The 15,940-nt window shown below is 68.8% G+C and carries 15 protein-coding genes; 5 read left to right on the top strand and 10 right to left on the bottom strand.

Annotated elements, in window-relative coordinates; translation table 11 throughout:
- Positions 1 to 41 precede the first annotated feature (41 nt).
- Complete coding sequence (locus I7S92_RS00525) at positions 42 to 1,049, top strand: ABC transporter permease (protein WP_197641518.1); 1,008 nt, start codon at positions 42 to 44, stop codon at positions 1,047 to 1,049.
- A complete protein-coding gene (locus I7S92_RS00520) occupies positions 1,042 to 1,980 on the top strand; it encodes an ABC transporter permease (protein ID WP_197641517.1) in 939 nt (312 codons plus the stop codon). Before I7S92_RS00525 ends, I7S92_RS00520 begins: the two co-directional genes overlap by 8 nt.
- A gap of 7 nt (positions 1,981 to 1,987) precedes the next feature.
- Here I7S92_RS00520 and I7S92_RS00515 read toward each other — a convergent pair whose 3' ends face one another.
- The 4 genes from I7S92_RS00515 to I7S92_RS00500 form a co-directional block, all read right to left on the bottom strand.
- Positions 1,988 to 3,268: a DUF3422 family protein gene (locus I7S92_RS00515; protein ID WP_197641516.1), complete on the bottom strand. Its 1,281-nt coding sequence runs from the start codon at positions 3,266 to 3,268 to the stop codon at positions 1,988 to 1,990.
- A gap of 84 nt (positions 3,269 to 3,352) precedes the next feature.
- Entirely contained in the window at positions 3,353 to 4,846 is a 1,494-nt protein-coding gene (locus I7S92_RS00510; RefSeq protein ID WP_197641515.1) for an NAD(P)(+) transhydrogenase (Re/Si-specific) subunit beta, read from the bottom strand.
- Between the two features lie 10 nt (positions 4,847 to 4,856).
- A complete protein-coding gene (locus tag I7S92_RS00505; protein ID WP_197641514.1) occupies positions 4,857 to 6,431 on the bottom strand; it encodes a Re/Si-specific NAD(P)(+) transhydrogenase subunit alpha in 1,575 nt (524 codons plus the stop codon).
- Positions 6,432 to 6,532: 101 nt separating this feature from the next.
- Positions 6,533 to 6,994, bottom strand: a complete 462-nt coding sequence (locus I7S92_RS00500; RefSeq protein WP_242069995.1) for a methyltransferase family protein — start codon at positions 6,992 to 6,994, stop codon at positions 6,533 to 6,535.
- A 99-nt stretch (positions 6,995 to 7,093) separates the two neighbouring features.
- Between I7S92_RS00500 and kynU the strand changes: the two genes are divergently transcribed.
- Both kynU and I7S92_RS00490 read left to right on the top strand, forming a co-directional pair.
- Positions 7,094 to 8,290, top strand: coding sequence for a kynureninase (kynU, locus tag I7S92_RS00495; protein ID WP_197641513.1), 1,197 nt, complete (start codon positions 7,094 to 7,096; stop codon positions 8,288 to 8,290).
- A gap of 174 nt (positions 8,291 to 8,464) precedes the next feature.
- Complete coding sequence (locus I7S92_RS00490; protein ID WP_197641512.1) at positions 8,465 to 9,418, top strand: L,D-transpeptidase; 954 nt, start codon at positions 8,465 to 8,467, stop codon at positions 9,416 to 9,418.
- Between the two features lie 120 nt (positions 9,419 to 9,538).
- Here I7S92_RS00490 and I7S92_RS00485 read toward each other — a convergent pair whose 3' ends face one another.
- From I7S92_RS00485 to I7S92_RS00475, 3 genes are all read right to left on the bottom strand, one after another.
- Positions 9,539 to 10,219 carry a D-lyxose/D-mannose family sugar isomerase gene (locus I7S92_RS00485; RefSeq protein WP_197641511.1) on the bottom strand — a complete coding sequence of 227 codons (681 nt, stop codon included), beginning with the start codon at positions 10,217 to 10,219 and terminating at the stop codon, positions 9,539 to 9,541.
- 135 nt (positions 10,220 to 10,354) lie between these two features.
- Positions 10,355 to 10,582 carry an N-(5'-phosphoribosyl)anthranilate isomerase gene (locus I7S92_RS00480; protein ID WP_197641510.1) on the bottom strand — a complete coding sequence of 76 codons (228 nt, stop codon included), beginning with the start codon at positions 10,580 to 10,582 and terminating at the stop codon, positions 10,355 to 10,357.
- A gap of 34 nt (positions 10,583 to 10,616) precedes the next feature.
- Positions 10,617 to 12,158 carry a helicase HerA-like domain-containing protein gene (locus I7S92_RS00475; RefSeq protein WP_354001286.1) on the bottom strand — a complete coding sequence of 514 codons (1,542 nt, stop codon included), beginning with the start codon at positions 12,156 to 12,158 and terminating at the stop codon, positions 10,617 to 10,619.
- A 446-nt stretch (positions 12,159 to 12,604) separates the two neighbouring features.
- On the opposite strand from I7S92_RS00475, the gene I7S92_RS00470 reads away from it, so the two are divergent.
- Positions 12,605 to 13,336 (top strand): invasion associated locus B family protein, encoded by a 732-nt coding sequence (locus tag I7S92_RS00470; protein ID WP_197641508.1) that lies wholly within the window; start codon positions 12,605 to 12,607, stop codon positions 13,334 to 13,336.
- A gap of 52 nt (positions 13,337 to 13,388) precedes the next feature.
- On the opposite strand, the gene I7S92_RS00465 is transcribed toward I7S92_RS00470, so the two are convergent.
- The 3 genes from I7S92_RS00465 to lpxD are packed head-to-tail and all read right to left on the bottom strand — an operon-like array spanning position 13,389 to position 15,922.
- Entirely contained in the window at positions 13,389 to 14,582 is a 1,194-nt protein-coding gene (locus I7S92_RS00465) for a beta-ketoacyl-[acyl-carrier-protein] synthase family protein (RefSeq protein WP_197641507.1), read from the bottom strand.
- A complete protein-coding gene (locus tag I7S92_RS00460) occupies positions 14,579 to 14,839 on the bottom strand; it encodes an acyl carrier protein (protein WP_206760969.1) in 261 nt (86 codons plus the stop codon). Before I7S92_RS00460 ends, I7S92_RS00465 begins: the two co-directional genes overlap by 4 nt.
- Positions 14,840 to 15,922, bottom strand: coding sequence for a UDP-3-O-(3-hydroxymyristoyl)glucosamine N-acyltransferase (gene lpxD / locus I7S92_RS00455; RefSeq protein ID WP_197641506.1), 1,083 nt, complete (start codon positions 15,920 to 15,922; stop codon positions 14,840 to 14,842).
- Positions 15,923 to 15,940 lie beyond the last annotated feature (18 nt).

Below are 15,940 nucleotides of genomic sequence, written 5' to 3'. Positions count from 1 at the left end.
CCATGCGGGCACCCCTTCCCTCCTTTCCCGCAGGCCCGCCCATGCTGACCTACACGCTCCGGCGATTGCTGGTCGCGATCCCGACGCTTCTCCTCATCAGCCTCGTGATCTTCCTCCTGGTCGATCTCGCGCCGGGCAGTCCCGCGTCCGAGATCCCGCTGACCGTCCCGGCCGAGGTGAAGGCAAAGATGATCGAGGCCATGGGCATCAACGAGCCCGTCCACATCCGCTATCTGCTCTGGCTGAAACAGTTCTTCTGGACCGAGCCGCTTTACGCCATCGACGCCGCCTTCGGCACCGATTTCGCCGACAACGCGCCGCGCATCATCTCCTATTCCTCCAAGGTCCCGGTGATCGACTACATCGCCGAGCGCCTGCCGCAGACGCTGATCGTGATCGGCTCGGCCTATGTGATCGCCATCCTGATCGCCCTGCCGATCGGCATCTATTCCGCCTACCGGCAATATTCCTGGTTCGACCAGATCGGCACCTTCGTCTCGATGGTGGGCTATTCGGTCCCGACCTTCTTCACCGGGCTTCTGGCGATCATCGTCTTCACCTCCTGGCTGGGCTGGTTCCCCTCGATCTACAACACCTCGCTTCGGGTGGTGGACTGGGCAAGCTTCAAGCAGCAGGTGACGCAGATGTTCCTGCCCGTCGCGGTGCTCGCGCTCTTCAACGCGGCCGAACTCAGCCGCTACACCCGGTCCTCGATGCTGGAAAACCTCAGCCAGGACTATGCCCGCACCGCCCGCGCCAAGGGGATGAGCGAGCGGACCGTGGTCCTGAAACATGTGCTGCGCAATTCGCTGATCCCGGTGATCACCGTCATCACCCTCGGGATGCCCGCGATCTTCGCCGGGGCGATCGTGACCGAGCAGGTGTTCAAGATCAACGGCATCGGCGCCGCGCTGATCGGGGCGATCCATGTCAACGACCTGCCGGTGGTGCAGACCATCGCCTTCATCACCGCGATCCTGATCGTGCTCTTCAACCTGGTTGCCGACATCCTCTACGGCATCCTCGACCCCCGGATCCGCTATGACTGACGCCACCGCCGCGACCTCCGCCCCCGACCGGGAAGACGCGCCCCGCAGCCTCTGGCGCGATGTCTGGGACCAGTTCCGCATGCACCGGGGCGCCATGGTCGGGCTCTGGGTGCTGGGGATCCTCCTCGTCTTCGTGCTCCTCGGCCCGCTGGTCTGGACGGCCGAGCCGATCAAGGTGAACCCGAACACGGCCCAGATGTTCAAGTCCCGCAACCTGCCGCCCTCCTGGGACAATCCACTGGGCACCGATCAGGTCGGCCGCGACATCATGGCCCGGCTCATGCTGGGCGGGAAGGTCTCGATGGCGGTGGGTTTCGTCGCCATGTCGGTGGCGGTGTTCCTCGGCACGCTGATCGGCCTTCTCTCGGGCTATTTCCGCCGCCTCGACGGGGCGCTGATGCGGCTGACCGACCTCTTCCTGTCGCTGCCGCTCCTGCCGCTGATCCTGGTCCTCACCTTCCTCTACGGCCCCTACCTGCGCGAGCTCTTCGGCCCGAACCTCGGCACCTTCTTCATCCTGATCATCGCCATCGGCCTGACCAGCTGGATGCATGTCGCCCGCATCGTGCGCGGCCAGGTTCTTGCGGTGAAGGAACGCGAATTCGTGCTGGCCGCCCGCTCGATCGGCACGCCCGCGCGCCGGATCATCACCCGCCACATCCTGCCCAACGTGCTGGCCCCTGTGATGGTCGCCGGCGCGCTGGGCGTCGCGAACGCGATCATCACCGAGTCGGTGGTCTCCTTCCTCGGCCAGGGCTTCCAGTCCGACTTCTCGACCTGGGGCTCGATGCTGAACTCGGCCTATTACAACCAGACCTATCCGATGCAGATGGTCTGGCCGGGCCTCGCGATCTCGCTGACGGTGCTGTCGGTGAACTATGTCGGCGACGGCTTGCGCGATGCGCTCGACCCGCGGATCCGGGGGAGATAAGCCGCGATCAGTGCAACCGGGTGCGGATGCGCCGGATCATCAGCCAGACCAGCCCCACCACCGGCAGGACCAGGGCGGCGGTCAGCGCCTCCTTCGAGATCTCCGCCGCCTTGGCCAAGGGTGCGGCCAGATAGGCGGCAAGGCTCACCGCGTAATAGCTGATCGCCACCACCGACAGGCCCTCGACCGTGTGCTGCAGCCGCAGCGCCAGGTCGGCCCGCCGGTCCATGCTCTCCAGCAGGCGCTGGTTCTGCGCGCTCCTCTCCACATCCACCCGGGTCCGCAGCAGCTCCGCCGCCCGTTCCGCCCGTTCCGCCATCGCCCGCAGCCGGCTTTCCGCCGATTTCACCGTGCGCATCGCCGGATCATAGCGCCGCATCATGAACTCGCCGAAGGTCTGCCGCCCCTGGATCCGCACCTCGCGCAGGACCTCGATCCGCTGGTTGACGATCGCCTCATAGGCCGCCGTCGCCCCGAAGCGGAACGAGAACTGCACCGCCAGGCTCTCCAGCTCGGCCGAGATCGTCAGGAGGTCATGCAAGGCCCGCTCGGGCGAGGGCCCGGCATCGTCCAGGCCGGAGACCAGCGCCGAAAGCTTCGGGTCCAGCGCGTTCAGGCGGGCGGACAGCTCGCGGGAGCGCATCAGCCCCAGCATCGACATCGCCCGGTAGGTCTCGATCTCGCAGAGACGTTGCACGATCCGCCCCACCCGGCGCGGCCCCGTCCCCGGCGCGACGAAGACCGCGAACCGGATGTGCCCGGCCGGGTCGATGCGGAAATCCCCCGCCACCACCGCCGCCCCGTCCACCACGCGGGACACCGCAAGGCTTTCCGGCACGAACCACTCGTCCAGCCGCGCCAGCATCTCGGTCTCGCCCGCCGGCATCGCCTCGACCCGGATCAGGACCGAGGTCAGCCGCTTGCCCGGCGCCGCCTCCAGCCAGTCCTCCGGCAGCACCTCGGCCTCGGCCGGATCGAAGGGCCGGGCCGAGACGCCCCTGGTGAAGGCGGAATAGGTGACGAACTCGGTATGGCTCTCCCATTTCAGCGCCGCCCGTCCGACCGGCCCCTGGAAATGCGTGGCGCCGGGCTGCGGATGCGGGCTGCCGTGCCGGTCGAGCAGCGCCAGCAGATGCGCCAGATCCGCCGTCCGGTCGCGGTTCTGCGCCTGCACCGGCTCCTTGATCGCGACATAGACCGCCGTCGAGGGCACGTCGAGCGCGGGGAAGGGCCGCGCGTGCAGCTCGTTGACGGTGGCGTAGCGCAGGGGATGGTCAGGGATCGGCATGGCGGATCTCATGGGGCCCGGCCTGCCGTATCCGTCCGGGCGGGCTTGGCAGGGTGGGCAATGTTGCCCACCCTACGGATCGTCTCACTCGATCATCGGCAGCAGGCTGTCGATCGACTTCTTGGCGTCGCCATAGAACATCCGCGTGTTCTCCTTGTAGAAGAGCGGATTCTCGATCCCCGAATACCCCGTCCCCTGCCCGCGCTTGCTGACAAACACCTGTTTCGCCTTCCAGCACTCCAGCACCGGCATCCCCGCGATGGGAGAGTTCGGGTCCTCCTGCGCCGCCGGGTTCACGATGTCGTTCGAGCCGATGACGATGGCGACGTCGGTCTCCGGGAAGTCCTCGTTGATCTCGTCCATCTCCAGCACGATGTCATAGGGCACCTTCGCCTCGGCCAGGAGCACGTTCATGTGCCCCGGCAGACGCCCCGCCACCGGATGGATGGCGAAGCGGACGTTCTTGCCCTTGGCCCGCAGCTTCCGGGTCAGCTCCGACACCGACTGCTGCGCCTGCGCCACCGCCATGCCGTAGCCCGGAATGATGATGATGCTGTCCGCATCGTTCAGCGCCGCCGCCACGCCCTCGGCGTCGATGGCGATCTGCTCGCCCGTCACTTCCATCGCCGGCCCCGCCGTGCCGCCGAAGCCGCCCAGGATCACGCTGATGAAGGACCGATTCATCGCCTTGCACATGATGTAGCTGAGGATCGCACCCGAGGAGCCGACCAGCGCGCCCACCACGATCAGCAGGTCATTGGACAGCGAGAAGCCGATCGCCGCCGCCGCCCAGCCCGAGTAGCTGTTCAGCATCGAGACCACGACCGGCATGTCCGCCCCGCCGATCCCCATGATCAGGTGATAGCCGATGAAGAAGGCGGCGATCGTCATCCCGATCAGCGCCAGCGTGCTACCCGACTGCAGGTAGATCACCAGAAGCGCGATGCTGATCAGCGCCGCGCCCGCGTTCAGCAGATGCCCGCCCGGCAGCTTCTTCGCCTTGCCGTCGACCTTGCCCGCGAGCTTGCCGAAGGCGATGACCGAGCCGGTGAAGGTCACCGCCCCGATGAAGACGCCAAGGAAGGTCTCGACCCGCAGGATGGTGATCTCGGTCGGGCTCTTGTGCGCGATCAGCGCCGCAAAGCCGCCCAGTTCGGCGCCCTGGGTGCTCAGTTCGGCCAGCTTCTCCATGCTCAGCCCCGCCGCGGCGGCCGGGTCATGCGCGATGGCCAGAAGATCGGACAGGCCGACCAGCTCGATATGGGTGTTGAAGCCGATGAACACCGCCGCAAGGCCGACGAGGCTGTGCATCGCCGCCACCAGCTGCGGCATCTCGGTCATCTGCACCCGCTGCGCGACGATCCAGCCCAGCACGCCGCCGCCCGCGATCAGCACGACCGACAGCCACCAGAGGCCCATCCCCGGCCCGTAGAGCGTGGCCAGAACCGCCAGCGCCATGCCGACGATCCCGTACCAGACCGCGCGCTTGGCGCTTTCCTGCCCCGAAAGCCCGCCCAGGGACAGGATGAACAGCACCGCTGCAACGACGTAGGCCGCCGTGGTAAATCCGAATTCCATGACGGCCCCCTTACGACTTCTGGAACATGGCGAGCATCCGGCGCGTCACCATGAAGCCGCCGAAGATGTTGATCCCGGCCATGAAGACCGACAGCGCCGCGAGAAGGATCACCAGGAAGGACCCCGATCCGATCTGCATCAGCGCCCCCAGGATGATGATCGAGGAGATCGCGTTCGTCACCGCCATCAAGGGCGTGTGCAGGCTGTGCGAGACGTTCCAGATCACCTGGAAGCCGACGAAGACCGCCAGCACGAAGACGATGAAATGGCTCATGAAGCTGGCCGGGGTATAAAGCCCCGCCAGAAGCATCAGCCCGCCGCCGATCGCCAGCAGGCCGACCTGGTTGCGGGTCTGGGCGCGGAACTCCGCGACTTCCCTCGCCCGGCGTTCCTCGGGCGTCAGCTCGCGCGGCTTCTCCTTCGGCTTCTGCACCGCGATCGCGGCGACCTTCGGCGGCGGCGGCGGCCAGGTCACTGCGCCGACATGCGCCACGGTCGCGCCGCGGATCACGTCATCCTCCATGTTGTGCAGGATGACACCGTCCTTCTTCGGCGTGAGGTCCGTCAGCATGTGGCGGATGTTGGTCGAATAGAGCGTCGAAGCCTGCGCCGCCATCCGGCTGGGAAAGTCGGTGTAGCCGACGATGGTCACGCCGTTGTCGGTGACGATCTTCTCGTCCGGCACCGTCAGGTCGCAGTTGCCGCCGCGCTCGGCCGCAAGGTCGACGATGACGCTGCCCGGCTTCATCATCCGCACCATGTCCTCGGTCCAGAGCTTCGGCGCCGGCCGGCCCGGGATCAGGGCGGTGGTGATGACGATGTCCATCTCCGGCGCCAGCTCGCGGAACTTCTTCAGCTGCGCCTCGCGGAACTCGGGGCTCGAGGGCGCCGCATAGCCACCCGTCGCGGCACCATCGGTCTGGCTCTCGGCGAAGTCGAGGTAAACGAACTCCGCACCCATCGACTCGATCTGCTCGGCCACCTCGGGGCGCACGTCGAAGGCCAGGGTGATCGCGCCAAGGCTGGTCGAGGTCCCGATTGCGGCCAGACCGGCCACGCCCGCGCCTACGATCAGCACCTTGGCCGGCGGCACCTTGCCCGCCGCCGTCACCTGGCCGGTGAAGAAGCGGCCAAAGTTGTTCCCGGCCTCGATCACCGCGCGATAGCCCGCGATGTTGGCCATCGACGACAGCGCATCCATCTTCTGCGCGCGGGAAATCCGCGGCACCATGTCCATCGCCACCACGGTCAGGTTCTTCTTCGCCGCGGCTTCCAGCAGTTCGCCGTTCTGCGCCGGCCAGAAGAACGAGATCAGCGTCTGCCCGTCCTGCAGCGTCGCCAGTTCGGCCGCATCCGGCCCCCGCACCTTGACCACCACATCCGAGGCCGCGATCACCGAAGCCGCATCCGGCAGCACCTCGACCCCCGCCGCCGCATAGGCCGCGTCCGAGAACCCCGCCTTCACCCCCGCGCCCGACTGGATGCAGGAGGAATGTCCAAGTTTGGCAAGCTGGGTCGCCGAATCCGGTGTCATGGCAACCCGATTCTCGCCCGGGAATACCTCTGTCAAAGCCCCGATCTTCACCTGAATCCCCCCATTCCGTGCCAGTCGGCATAAACTGTCCCGATGCACTTAACATTGCGCAACAATATTTCAAACCCTTCATTTTCCGACATGAAGCGTCGCTATTTCCGCCCGAGCCAGCGCCGGGTCCGCGCGGCCCAAAGGTCGAACTCGGGCCCGAAGGCCAGCGTAAGCCGCGCCTCCTCGTCGCGGATGAAACGGCTCTGGATCAGCCAGACGAAACTTGCGACCAGCGGCAGCGCCAGCACCGCATCCAGCCAGAGGACCGCCCCCAGCAGGATCACCGCATCGGCAAGATAGATCGGATTGCGCGACCAGGCGAAAAGCCCGCCCGTCACCAGGGACGAGGGGTCGCGGCGCGGAATGATCGTGGTGCGCTGCAGCCGCATCTGCGCCACCGCCGCGAGCATGACCAGCACGCCCGAAGCCACCAGCACCTTGCCCGCCAGCGTACCTGCCGCCCCGAACAGCGGCGGCGAGACCGGCGCCAGGCCCCAGGCCGCCAGCACATGCAGCGCCAGCCAGGCCGGCGGCAGGTCGATCCGCAACAGAAGTTTCGGCATCCGGGCACCTCCGCCCCGATCCAAGCAGAGCGGCGGCCCCGGCGCAACCACTTGGCAACCGCGTGCGAAGCCCCGATAACACTGGAAAGGAGACCGCCCATGCCCATCGACTTCGCCGCGACCAAGGCCCGCTTCCACCTGCCCGAAGGCGTCGTCTACCTTGACGGCAACTCGCTCGGCCCGATGGTCCGCGCCGCGCCCGCGCGGGTGGAAAGGGCCGTGACGCAGGAATGGGGCGGGATGCTGATCCGCGGCTGGAACCAGGCCGGCTGGATGACGCAGCCGCGCGCCCTTGGCGACCGGATCGCCCGGCTGATCGGCGCCGAGGCGGGCAGCGTGGTCCTGGGCGACACGCTCTCGATCAAGGTCTACCAGGCCCTCGCCTCGGCGCTGGAGATGAACCCGCAGCGCCGGGTGATCCTTTCGGACACCGGCAACTTCCCCTCCGACCTCTACATGGCCGAGGGCCTTTGCCGCACTTTGGGCGGGCAATACCGTCTGAAGACCGTCGCGCCCGAGGACGTGCTCTCGGCGATCGACGAGACCGTCGCCGTGACCATGATCACCGAGGTCGACTATCGCACCGGCCGGCGTCACAACATGGCCGAGATCACCAAACGCGCGCATGAGATGGGGGCGCTCACCGTCTGGGACCTCGCCCATTCCGCCGGCGCGGTCCCGGTGGACCTGGCGGGCGTGCGCGCCGATTTCGCCGTGGGCTGCACCTACAAATACCTGAACTCCGGCCCCGGCGGCCCCGCCTTCATCTACGTCGCCCCCCGCCATGCCGAGACCGCCCGCCCCGCCCTCTCCGGCTGGCTCGGCCACGAGGCCCCCTTCGCCTTCGACCTGGACTACCGCCCCGGCCGCGGGATCGAGCGGATGCGCGTCGGCACGCCGCCCGTGCTGCAACTCGCCGCCCTCGAAGCCGCGCTCGAGGTCTGGGAGGGCGTGGACATGCGCGAAGTCCATGCCCGCTCCCTCCGCCTGCAGGATCTCTTCATCAAGGGGGTCGAGAGCCGCGCCCCGATGCTGCAACTCGCCACCCCGCGTTCGCATCTGATGCGCGGCAGCCAGGTCAGCTTCCGCCACCCCGAGGGCTATGCGATCATGCAGGCCCTGATCGCCGAGGGCGTGATCGGCGACTTCCGCGCCCCCGACATCCTGCGCTTCGGCTTCACGCCGCTTTACATCGACGAGGACGACGTCGCCCGCGCGGTCGGCGTGCTGGGCCGGATCATGGACCAGTCCAGCTGGGACCGGCCCGGGTTCAAGGCCCGCGCCGCCGTCACCTGAACGCCGGAACGGCGGAAACCACCGTGAAACCGGCGGGTTCGGCGCGGTTTTCACGCGGCCGTGATCACGCCGGACCTGTGCGCCGGTTTGACGGCAAACCTGCCGTAAGCTACCGTCGCGGAAAGTTTTCCCACGGCACCGCCCCGTGCGGGTCCCTTTGAAGCGAGTTTCTTCATGCGCCTGATCTCCCCCTCCCTGACCCGGCAGGCCGTCGCCGTCCTGGCGCTTCTGTCGCTGGCGGCCTGCGTCGATCCGACGGTCAGCACCTCGACCAGCCAGCCGCTGCCCAAGGCGGACGAGAATGTCTATGTCGCCACGATGGACGCCGGGATCGCGATCCCCGCCCTGCCGGTCGACCAGATCCCCGAGACGCACCGCCGCCAGGTCGTCGCCTACGAGACCGACCAGGCCCCCGGCACCATCATCATCAACCCCTCGACGCGGCTGCTTTACTATGTTGTCGGCAAGAACAAGGCGATCCGCTACGGCATTTCCGTCGGTCGCGCCGGGTTCGAATGGTCGGGCGAGGCGATCGTCGCCAACAAGAAGCCCTGGCCGACCTGGACCCCGCCGAAAGAGATGATCGCCCGCGACCCCAAGCTCGCGAAATGGGAGAACGGCCAGCCCGGCGGCCCGACCAACCCCTTGGGCGCGCGCGCGATCTACCTGACCTCGGGCGGCAAGGATTATGGCTACCGCATCCACGGCACGCCCGAGTGGAAGTCGATCGGCCGCAATGCCTCGTCCGGCTGCATCCGGATGATCAACCAGGACGTGATCGACCTCTACAGCCGGCTGCAGGGGGGCGAGAAGGTGGTCGTCCTCACCGCCTCGGGCGAGATGCCGAAGGGCCTGCATATCCCGAAGCCGCCCGCGCCGAAGAAGAAGGCCGCGCCCGCACCGGCCGTGGTCGCCGTCCCGGCGCTCAAGGTCCTGCCGCCCCCCGCCGTGGTGACCGGCAGCCCGGCCGCGACTCCCGCCGCTGCCCCGGCCACCGCGCCTGCCGTTGCCCCTGCAACGGTCCCGGCGACGCCTGCGGCTCCGGCCGCCGCCCCGGCGAGCACTGCGCCGGCCTGCGCCACCGCGCTGGTCGATGGGATGTGCCCGCCAGCCTCCGGCACGGACTGAGGGTTCCCGGCAAATGACAGGGCGCCTGCGGTGTCGCGGGCGCCCTTTTCGTTGCGACCGTCTCACCGACTGCCGCCTCCCCCTCTTGGGGAAGGGTAGGAGTGGCGGCAGTCGAGCCGCCTAAAGCCAGCGGTCGTAGTCGCTGACCAGCAGGTGGCAGGGCGCCTCGTCCTCCTCGATCTCGGCGAAACGGCCGATCGGCTCGCGGAAGATGTTGTCGGTCAGGTCGTCGTTCACCGTCGAGACCTCGCCGATCAGCACGTCGCCGCCGTCGCCCCAGAAGGCATGCCAGTCGCCCGGCATCAGCGTGACGCTCTCGCCGGGGGCCAGCCGCAGTTTCTCGCCCGGACCATAGCGCCGCTCGATCCCGTCGCAGCGCACGGCGCCACCCCGGTCCCCGGCGAAACCACCCTTGTCGTCCGAGCCATAAAGCTCCACCACCAGCGTGGCACCGCCGCGGTTGATGATGTCCTCGGCCTTGATCACATGGGTGTGCATCGGCGACAGCTGGTCCTGGCGCGAGATCAGCAGTTTCTCGGCATAGCACATGCCGCCGCCCCGCTGCAGGTCGGCCAGCCGGCCGTTGCGCAGGGTGAAGAGGAACAGCCCCATCTCGTCGAACCGGCCCTGGCCGTAGTCGGTGATGTCCCAGCCCATCCGGGCTTCGACGATGGCTCCGGCATCCTTGCGCGCCCCGAATTCCTCCGGGCTCCACCAGGCGAAGGGCGGCAGGACGAAGCCATGCCGGCGGATCAGTTCGTCCGCCGCCCGCATGATCTGGTTGATGCGTGACCGTTTCATGGCGTCCTCCCGGGAATCATTCGCCGAGATGACCCGATTTCGCCCCGCCTGTCACCGCCCCTGTCACCGCCCCTGTCAACGGGCGCCACCGGAAACCGAACGGTTTCCGCCACGATTTCCGTCCGGAAATCGGCGTCACGCCAGGCGGCGGAGCGGTTCGCGATTGCAGAAGATCACCAGCTGCCCCGCATTCTCCACCACCGAGAATCCGCGCCGCCGCATCTCCTCCAGGAAAGCCTCGCGCCCGACGAAACGGTCCACGTCGCGCGCATTGCGCCGGATCACCGCCCCGGTCGCGGCGGCGCGCGAGCTGAACAGCTCGGCCAGGAATTGTTGCGGCGAGACGGGCTGCATCATCGACATGCCGCCAGCCTCGCCCGGCGGAGTTAAGATCCGGTTACCGCTTGCCGAAGATCGACCCCAGGATGCCGCGCACCAGCGCCTGCCCCGACCGCGAGCCCAGCTGCCGGGCGAAGCTCTTGGCAAAGGCCGTGCCGACCGAATCCGACCGACTCGCCCCGCGTTTCGGCTTCGCCTCGCGGTAGCCCTCGCCGTCGTAGCGCCGGGCGCGCTCGAACTCGCGCTTCTCCTCGGCCGCGCGCTCTTCCGCCGCCTCCGCCTCGCGCGCCGCCGCCTCGGCCCTCGCGCGCAGCTTCTCCCAGGCGCTTTCGCGGTCCAGCACCCGGTCGTACTTGCCCCGGACCGGCGAGCCCGCCACGACTGCCGCCCGCGCCGCCTCGTCGATCGGCCCCAACTGGCTGGACGGCGGCCGCACCAGCGTCCGCTCGGCGATGCCGGGCACCCCCTTGGCCTCAAGGAGCGAGGTCACCGCCTCGCCCGTCCCCACATCCCGGATCGCCTCCTCGATCCTGAAGCGCGGGTTCGGCCGGTAGGTCTCGGCCGCCTTGGCCAGGTCCTTCTGGTCCTTCGCCGTGAAGGCGCGCAGCGCGTGCTGCACCCGGTTGCCCAGCTGGCCCAGGATGGTATCCGGCACATCCGCGGGGTTCTGGGTCACGAAATAGACCCCCACCCCCTTCGACCGGATCAGCCGCGCCACCTGTTCCACCTTGGCGACCAGCGCCTTCGGCGCGTCGTCGAACAGAAGATGCGCCTCGTCGAAGAAGAACACCAGCTTCGGCTTCTCCGGGTCGCCCACCTCGGGCAGCATCTCGAAGAGCTCGGACAGAAGCCACAAGAGGAAGGTCGCATAGAGGCGCGGCGAATTCATCAGCCGGTCCGCCGCCAGGATGCTGATCCGCCCCAGCCCCTCGCCGTCCACCGTCATCAGGTCGGCAAGCTCCAGCGCCGGCTCGCCGAAAAGCCCCGCACCGCCCTCGTTCTCCAGCACCAGGAGCCGGCGCTGGATCGCGCCGACCGATTCCTTCGACACCAGCCCGTAGCGGGCCGAGATCTCGTCCGCATTCTGCGCCACGAAGGTCAGGAGCGCCTGCAGGTCCTTCAGGTCGAGAAGCGCCAGCCCTTCCTCGTCCGACAGCCGGAAGGCCACGTTCAGCACCCCCTCCTGCGCCTCGGACAGTTCGAGAAGGCGCGAGAGGAGCAGCGGCCCCATCTCCTCGACCGTGGCCCGAACCGGATGGCCCTTCTCGCCGAAGAGATCCCAGAAGATCACCGGGAAGGCGCGGTACTGCAGGTCCAGCCCGATCGTCGCCGCCCGCTTGGCGAAGGCCTCGTGCAGCTTGCCCGCGGCCGAGCCGGCGGCCGCGATCCCCGAAAGGTCGCCCTTCACGTCCGACAGGAAGACCGGCACGCCCGCGGCCGAAAAGCCTTCGGCCAGGATCTGCAGCGTCACCGTCTTGCCGGTCCCCGTCGCCCCCGCGATCAGCCCGTGCCGGTTGCCGTATTTCAGCAAGAGGCGCTGCGGCGTCCCATAACCCTCGCCGCCGCCGCCCAGGAAAATGCTCTCCGCCTGATCCGTCACTTCCGCCTCGCATCCTAAAGGGGGGGCGCTTCGGCGCGGCCACCCGAACCACGGTTCCCTCGAACATACATCGTTGACCCGCCTGTGCCAGACCGAACGCATCGGGCGCCGGCGTCCCGGTCCGGTCCGGTGGCGCGTCCTCCCCGTCGACCGGCCGCACCCCTGAAAAGGCGCGTTTTTCCATCCGCGCCCTTGCGGCCCTTGGCCGCAGAAACCCGTTGACCGCGCGAAAAATCCGCCGTAGCGTCCGGTTCCATGAAGTCGGCCAGTCCGACAGGGAGCAAAAACAACATCAGAAAAGGGCCGGTCCACCGGCCCTTTTTCATTTCCCGGACCGCCCGGCAGATCGGTGCTGATGACGCTTTTCTGACCTGACTTGCCCCGGTCGCCATGCTAGAGACCGGCCACCCAAGACCAAGCCAGACGACCAAAGGATCTGTCCCCAAATGGCAAAGACCACGAGCACCGCGCTTGCCCTCGCCCTTGCGCTGATGGCCTCCCCGCTTCTCGCCCAGACCACCGAAGCCCCGGCCGAGGGTGCGGCTCCGGCAGCCGAAGGCACGGCGCCGGCGGCGGGCGCCGACAACCTCTCCATGGGGACCGAGGTCGGCGGCGGCGACGGCGTGGGCAGCAATTACACCGCCGCAACCTTCGATGCCTGGGAGCAGCGCTGCGTCCGCACCGAGAACGGGGTCGATCCCTGCCAGCTCTACCAGCTCCTGAAGGACGGCGAGGGCAATTCGGTGGCCGAATTCACCATCTTCGGTCTGCCCGAAGGTGCGGGCGGCCCGGCCGTGGCCGGCGCCACCTTCATCGCCCCGCTCGAGACCCTGCTGACCGCCGGGATGCAGGTGCAGATCGACACCTCCAAGCCCAAGGCCTATCCCTTCACCTTCTGCACCCAGATCGGCTGCGTCGCCCGGCTCGGGTTCACGGCCGAGGAACTGGCGCAGATGAAGAACGGCGCGAATGCGACGCTGACCATCGTTCCCTTCGTCGCTCCCGACCAGACCGTGAAACTCACCATGTCGCTCAAGGGCTTCACCGCCGGCCTCGAGGCGGTGAACGCCGCCAACGCCGCCGCCGACGCCGCGGCGAAAGCCGCCGCCGAAGCCGCGCCCGCCGAAGCTGCCCCGGCCGAAGGCACCGCGCCCGCCGAAGGCGCCGCGAACGACTGAGCGCGGATCCGCGCGAACCGGGGCCGGTCCGCAGGGGCCGGCCCTTTTCGTCTCACGCCCGGCGGAAGGCCAGCACCGCGTTCAGCCCGCCGAAGGCGAAGGCATTCGACAAGGCCGCCTCCACCCGCGCCTCCCGCGCGATATTGGCCACCACGTCCAGCGCGCAATCCGGATCGGGCGTCTCGAACCCCGCTGTCGGCGGCACAATTCCCTCGGTCAGCGCCAGGATGCAGGCGATCGCCTCCAGCGCGCCGGTGGCCCCGATCGCATGGCCATGCATCGCCTTGGTCGAGGAGACGGGCGGCGCCGCCCCGCCGAACACCGCCCGGATCGCCCGCGCCTCGGAACGGTCGTTCAGCAGCGTCCCCGTGCCATGCGCATTGACATAGCCGATGTCGCCCGGCGCAAGCCCCGCATCCGCCAGCGCCGCCCGCATCGCCCGCGCCGCGCCCTCGGGATCGGGCGCGACAATGTCGCCCGCATCGGCCGTCGTCCCGAACCCCGCCAGTTCCGCCAGCACCCGCGCGCCCCGCGCCCGCGCATGCGCCTCGTCCTCCAGCACCAGCACCCCGGCCCCGTCGCCGATCACCATGCCCCTGCGCCCCAGCGAGAACGGCCGGCACATGTCCGGCGACAGCACCCGCAGCCCCTCCCAGGCCTTCACGCCGCCGAAGCACAGCATCGCCTCGGCCCCGCCCGCCAGCATCACATCGGCCGCGCCCGAGCGGACCTGCTGCAGCGCCAGCCCCAGCGCGTGATTGGCGCTGGCGCAGGCCGACGCGACCGAGAGCACCGGCCCCGAAGCGCCATGCCGGATCGACAGATGCGAGGCCGCCGCATTGTGCATCAGCCTCGGCACCACCAGGGGCGGCACCCGGTTCCGGCCCTCGGCGAAGACCGCGCGATAGCTTTCCTCCCAGGTCCGGATGCCGCCCGCCGCCGTGCCCATGATCACGCCCGCCCGCGGCCCGAGCGGCCCGGCCAGCCCCGCCATCGCCAGCGCCTCGGCCCCCGCCACCAGCGCATATTGCGTCACCCGGTCGTAAAGCGCCCGCTCCGAGGGGGTGAACCGCGCCTCGTCCCAGTCGCGGACCTCGGCCCCGACCCGGATCGTCAGCCGTCCGGCATCGCGAAAGGTCAGCGGACCGATCCCCGACCGCCCCGCACGGAAAGCCGCGAAGGTGCCCGGCACATCCCCCGCCAGCGCATTCACCGTGCCGATGCCGGTGACGACGACCCGCCTCATCCCCGAAGCAGCCGCTCGACGCCCGCCACGATGCTTCCGACGCTCTGGAAATCGAAATCCGGCTGGTCCGGTTCATTGGCGTTGAAAGGCACGCTGATCCCGAACCGCTCCTCCAGCGCGAAGATCGCCTCGACCTTGCCAAGGCTGTCCAGCCCCAGGTCGTCGACCCGCGCATCCGGCGCGACCTCGGACGGCGGCAGCAGAAGCTGCGCCGCCAGAATCTCGATCACCACCGCCTCGATTCCCGCCCGGTCCAATCACTCCCCCTCCGGCAAGGGCCTTTCCAGCGCCGCGACCCGTGCCGCCAGGCGCGGCAGGCGGCGCAGCGCCTTCTGGATCTCGACATGGGTCTCCATCTTCACCGCCGGATAGCCCAGGAGCACCCGCCCCGCCGGGGCATTGGTGAAGATCTTCGTGCCCCCGCCCGCGATCACGTCATCGCCGACGAAGATGTTGTCGTTGACGCCCACCTGCCCGGCCAGCACCACCCGGTCGCCGATCCGGGCCGAGCCCGCCACGCCCACCTGTCCGCACAACAGGCAATCCCGGCCCACCTGCACGTTGTGGCCGATATGGACCAGGTTATCCAGCTTGGTGCCCGAGCCGATCACCGTGTCACGGATCGTGCCGCGGTCGATGCAGACGTTCGCGCCGATTTCCACGTCGTCCCCGATGCTTACGGCCCCAAGCGAATGTATGCGTGTCCAGCTTTGCCCCTTGATCTCGGCGCGGCTGCCCAGCGTCTCGCGGATCTCCTCGACCCCGGATTTCTCGGGCGTCACGAAACTGAACCCGTCTGCCCCGATCACCGCGCCGGGCTGGCAGATGAAGCGGTCGCCGATGCTGACCCGCGCCCCGATCCGCGCGCCCTGCAGGATCAGGGCCCCTGCGCCGATCCGCGCGCCCTCGGCGATCGAGACGTGCGACGCGATCCGCGCCCCCGGTCCGATCCGCACATCCCGGCCGATCACCACGAAGGGCGCGATGGCCGCACCCTCGCCGATCGCCGCCGAAGGATCCACCACCGCCATCGGATGCAGGCCCGGCGCGATCTCGGGCCCCGGGTCCATCAGCCGCGTCAGCCCGGCCATCGCCAGCCGCCCGCGCGGCGCGAAGATCGCGGCCTTCAGCCCCATCGCCCGCCAGTCCGCCCCCGGCCAGACCACCGCCGCCCGCGCGCGGCCCCTGGCGATCCCCTCGGCATAGCGCGGGTCCATCGCCAAGGCGAGGTCGTCCGGCCCCGCCGCCTGCGGCTCGGCCGCGCCCCGGACCGCAAGGTCGAGCTCACCCTCGGCCTCGGCCCCCAGCGCCTGGGCGATGTCGCGGATCGTATGGGCCATCCTGTCCTCCGGCGGGAT

Origin of the sequence: Tabrizicola soli (assembly GCF_015999335.1) — a bacterium.
Taxonomy (GTDB): Bacteria; Pseudomonadota; Alphaproteobacteria; order Rhodobacterales; family Rhodobacteraceae; genus Tabrizicola; species Tabrizicola soli.
Note: the sequence above shows the minus strand (reverse complement) of the source record. Positions and strands in the feature narration are given on the sequence as shown.

What these genes read in the sequence shown, in the direction of transcription:
- I7S92_RS00465 (WP_197641507.1), bottom strand. Translation starts at nt 14,582, where the DNA reads ATGAGGCGGGTCGTCGTCACCGGCATCGGCACGGTGAATGCGCTGGCG.
- I7S92_RS00480 (WP_197641510.1), bottom strand. Translation starts at nt 10,582, where the DNA reads ATGTCGATGATGCAGCCCGTCTCGCCGCAACAATTCCTGGCCGAGCTG.
- I7S92_RS00515 (WP_197641516.1), bottom strand. Translation starts at nt 3,268, where the DNA reads ATGCCGATCCCTGACCATCCCCTGCGCTACGCCACCGTCAACGAGCTG.
- lpxD (WP_197641506.1), bottom strand. Translation starts at nt 15,922, where the DNA reads ATGGCCCATACGATCCGCGACATCGCCCAGGCGCTGGGGGCCGAGGCC.
- I7S92_RS00520 (WP_197641517.1), top strand. Translation starts at nt 1,042, where the DNA reads ATGACTGACGCCACCGCCGCGACCTCCGCCCCCGACCGGGAAGACGCG.
- I7S92_RS00500 (WP_242069995.1), bottom strand. Translation starts at nt 6,994, where the DNA reads ATGCCGAAACTTCTGTTGCGGATCGACCTGCCGCCGGCCTGGCTGGCG.
- I7S92_RS00510 (WP_197641515.1), bottom strand. Translation starts at nt 4,846, where the DNA reads ATGGAATTCGGATTTACCACGGCGGCCTACGTCGTTGCAGCGGTGCTG.
- I7S92_RS00525 (WP_197641518.1), top strand. Translation starts at nt 42, where the DNA reads ATGCTGACCTACACGCTCCGGCGATTGCTGGTCGCGATCCCGACGCTT.
- I7S92_RS00470 (WP_197641508.1), top strand. Translation starts at nt 12,605, where the DNA reads ATGGCAAAGACCACGAGCACCGCGCTTGCCCTCGCCCTTGCGCTGATG.
- I7S92_RS00490 (WP_197641512.1), top strand. Translation starts at nt 8,465, where the DNA reads ATGCGCCTGATCTCCCCCTCCCTGACCCGGCAGGCCGTCGCCGTCCTG.
- kynU (WP_197641513.1), top strand. Translation starts at nt 7,094, where the DNA reads ATGCCCATCGACTTCGCCGCGACCAAGGCCCGCTTCCACCTGCCCGAA.
- I7S92_RS00485 (WP_197641511.1), bottom strand. Translation starts at nt 10,219, where the DNA reads ATGAAACGGTCACGCATCAACCAGATCATGCGGGCGGCGGACGAACTG.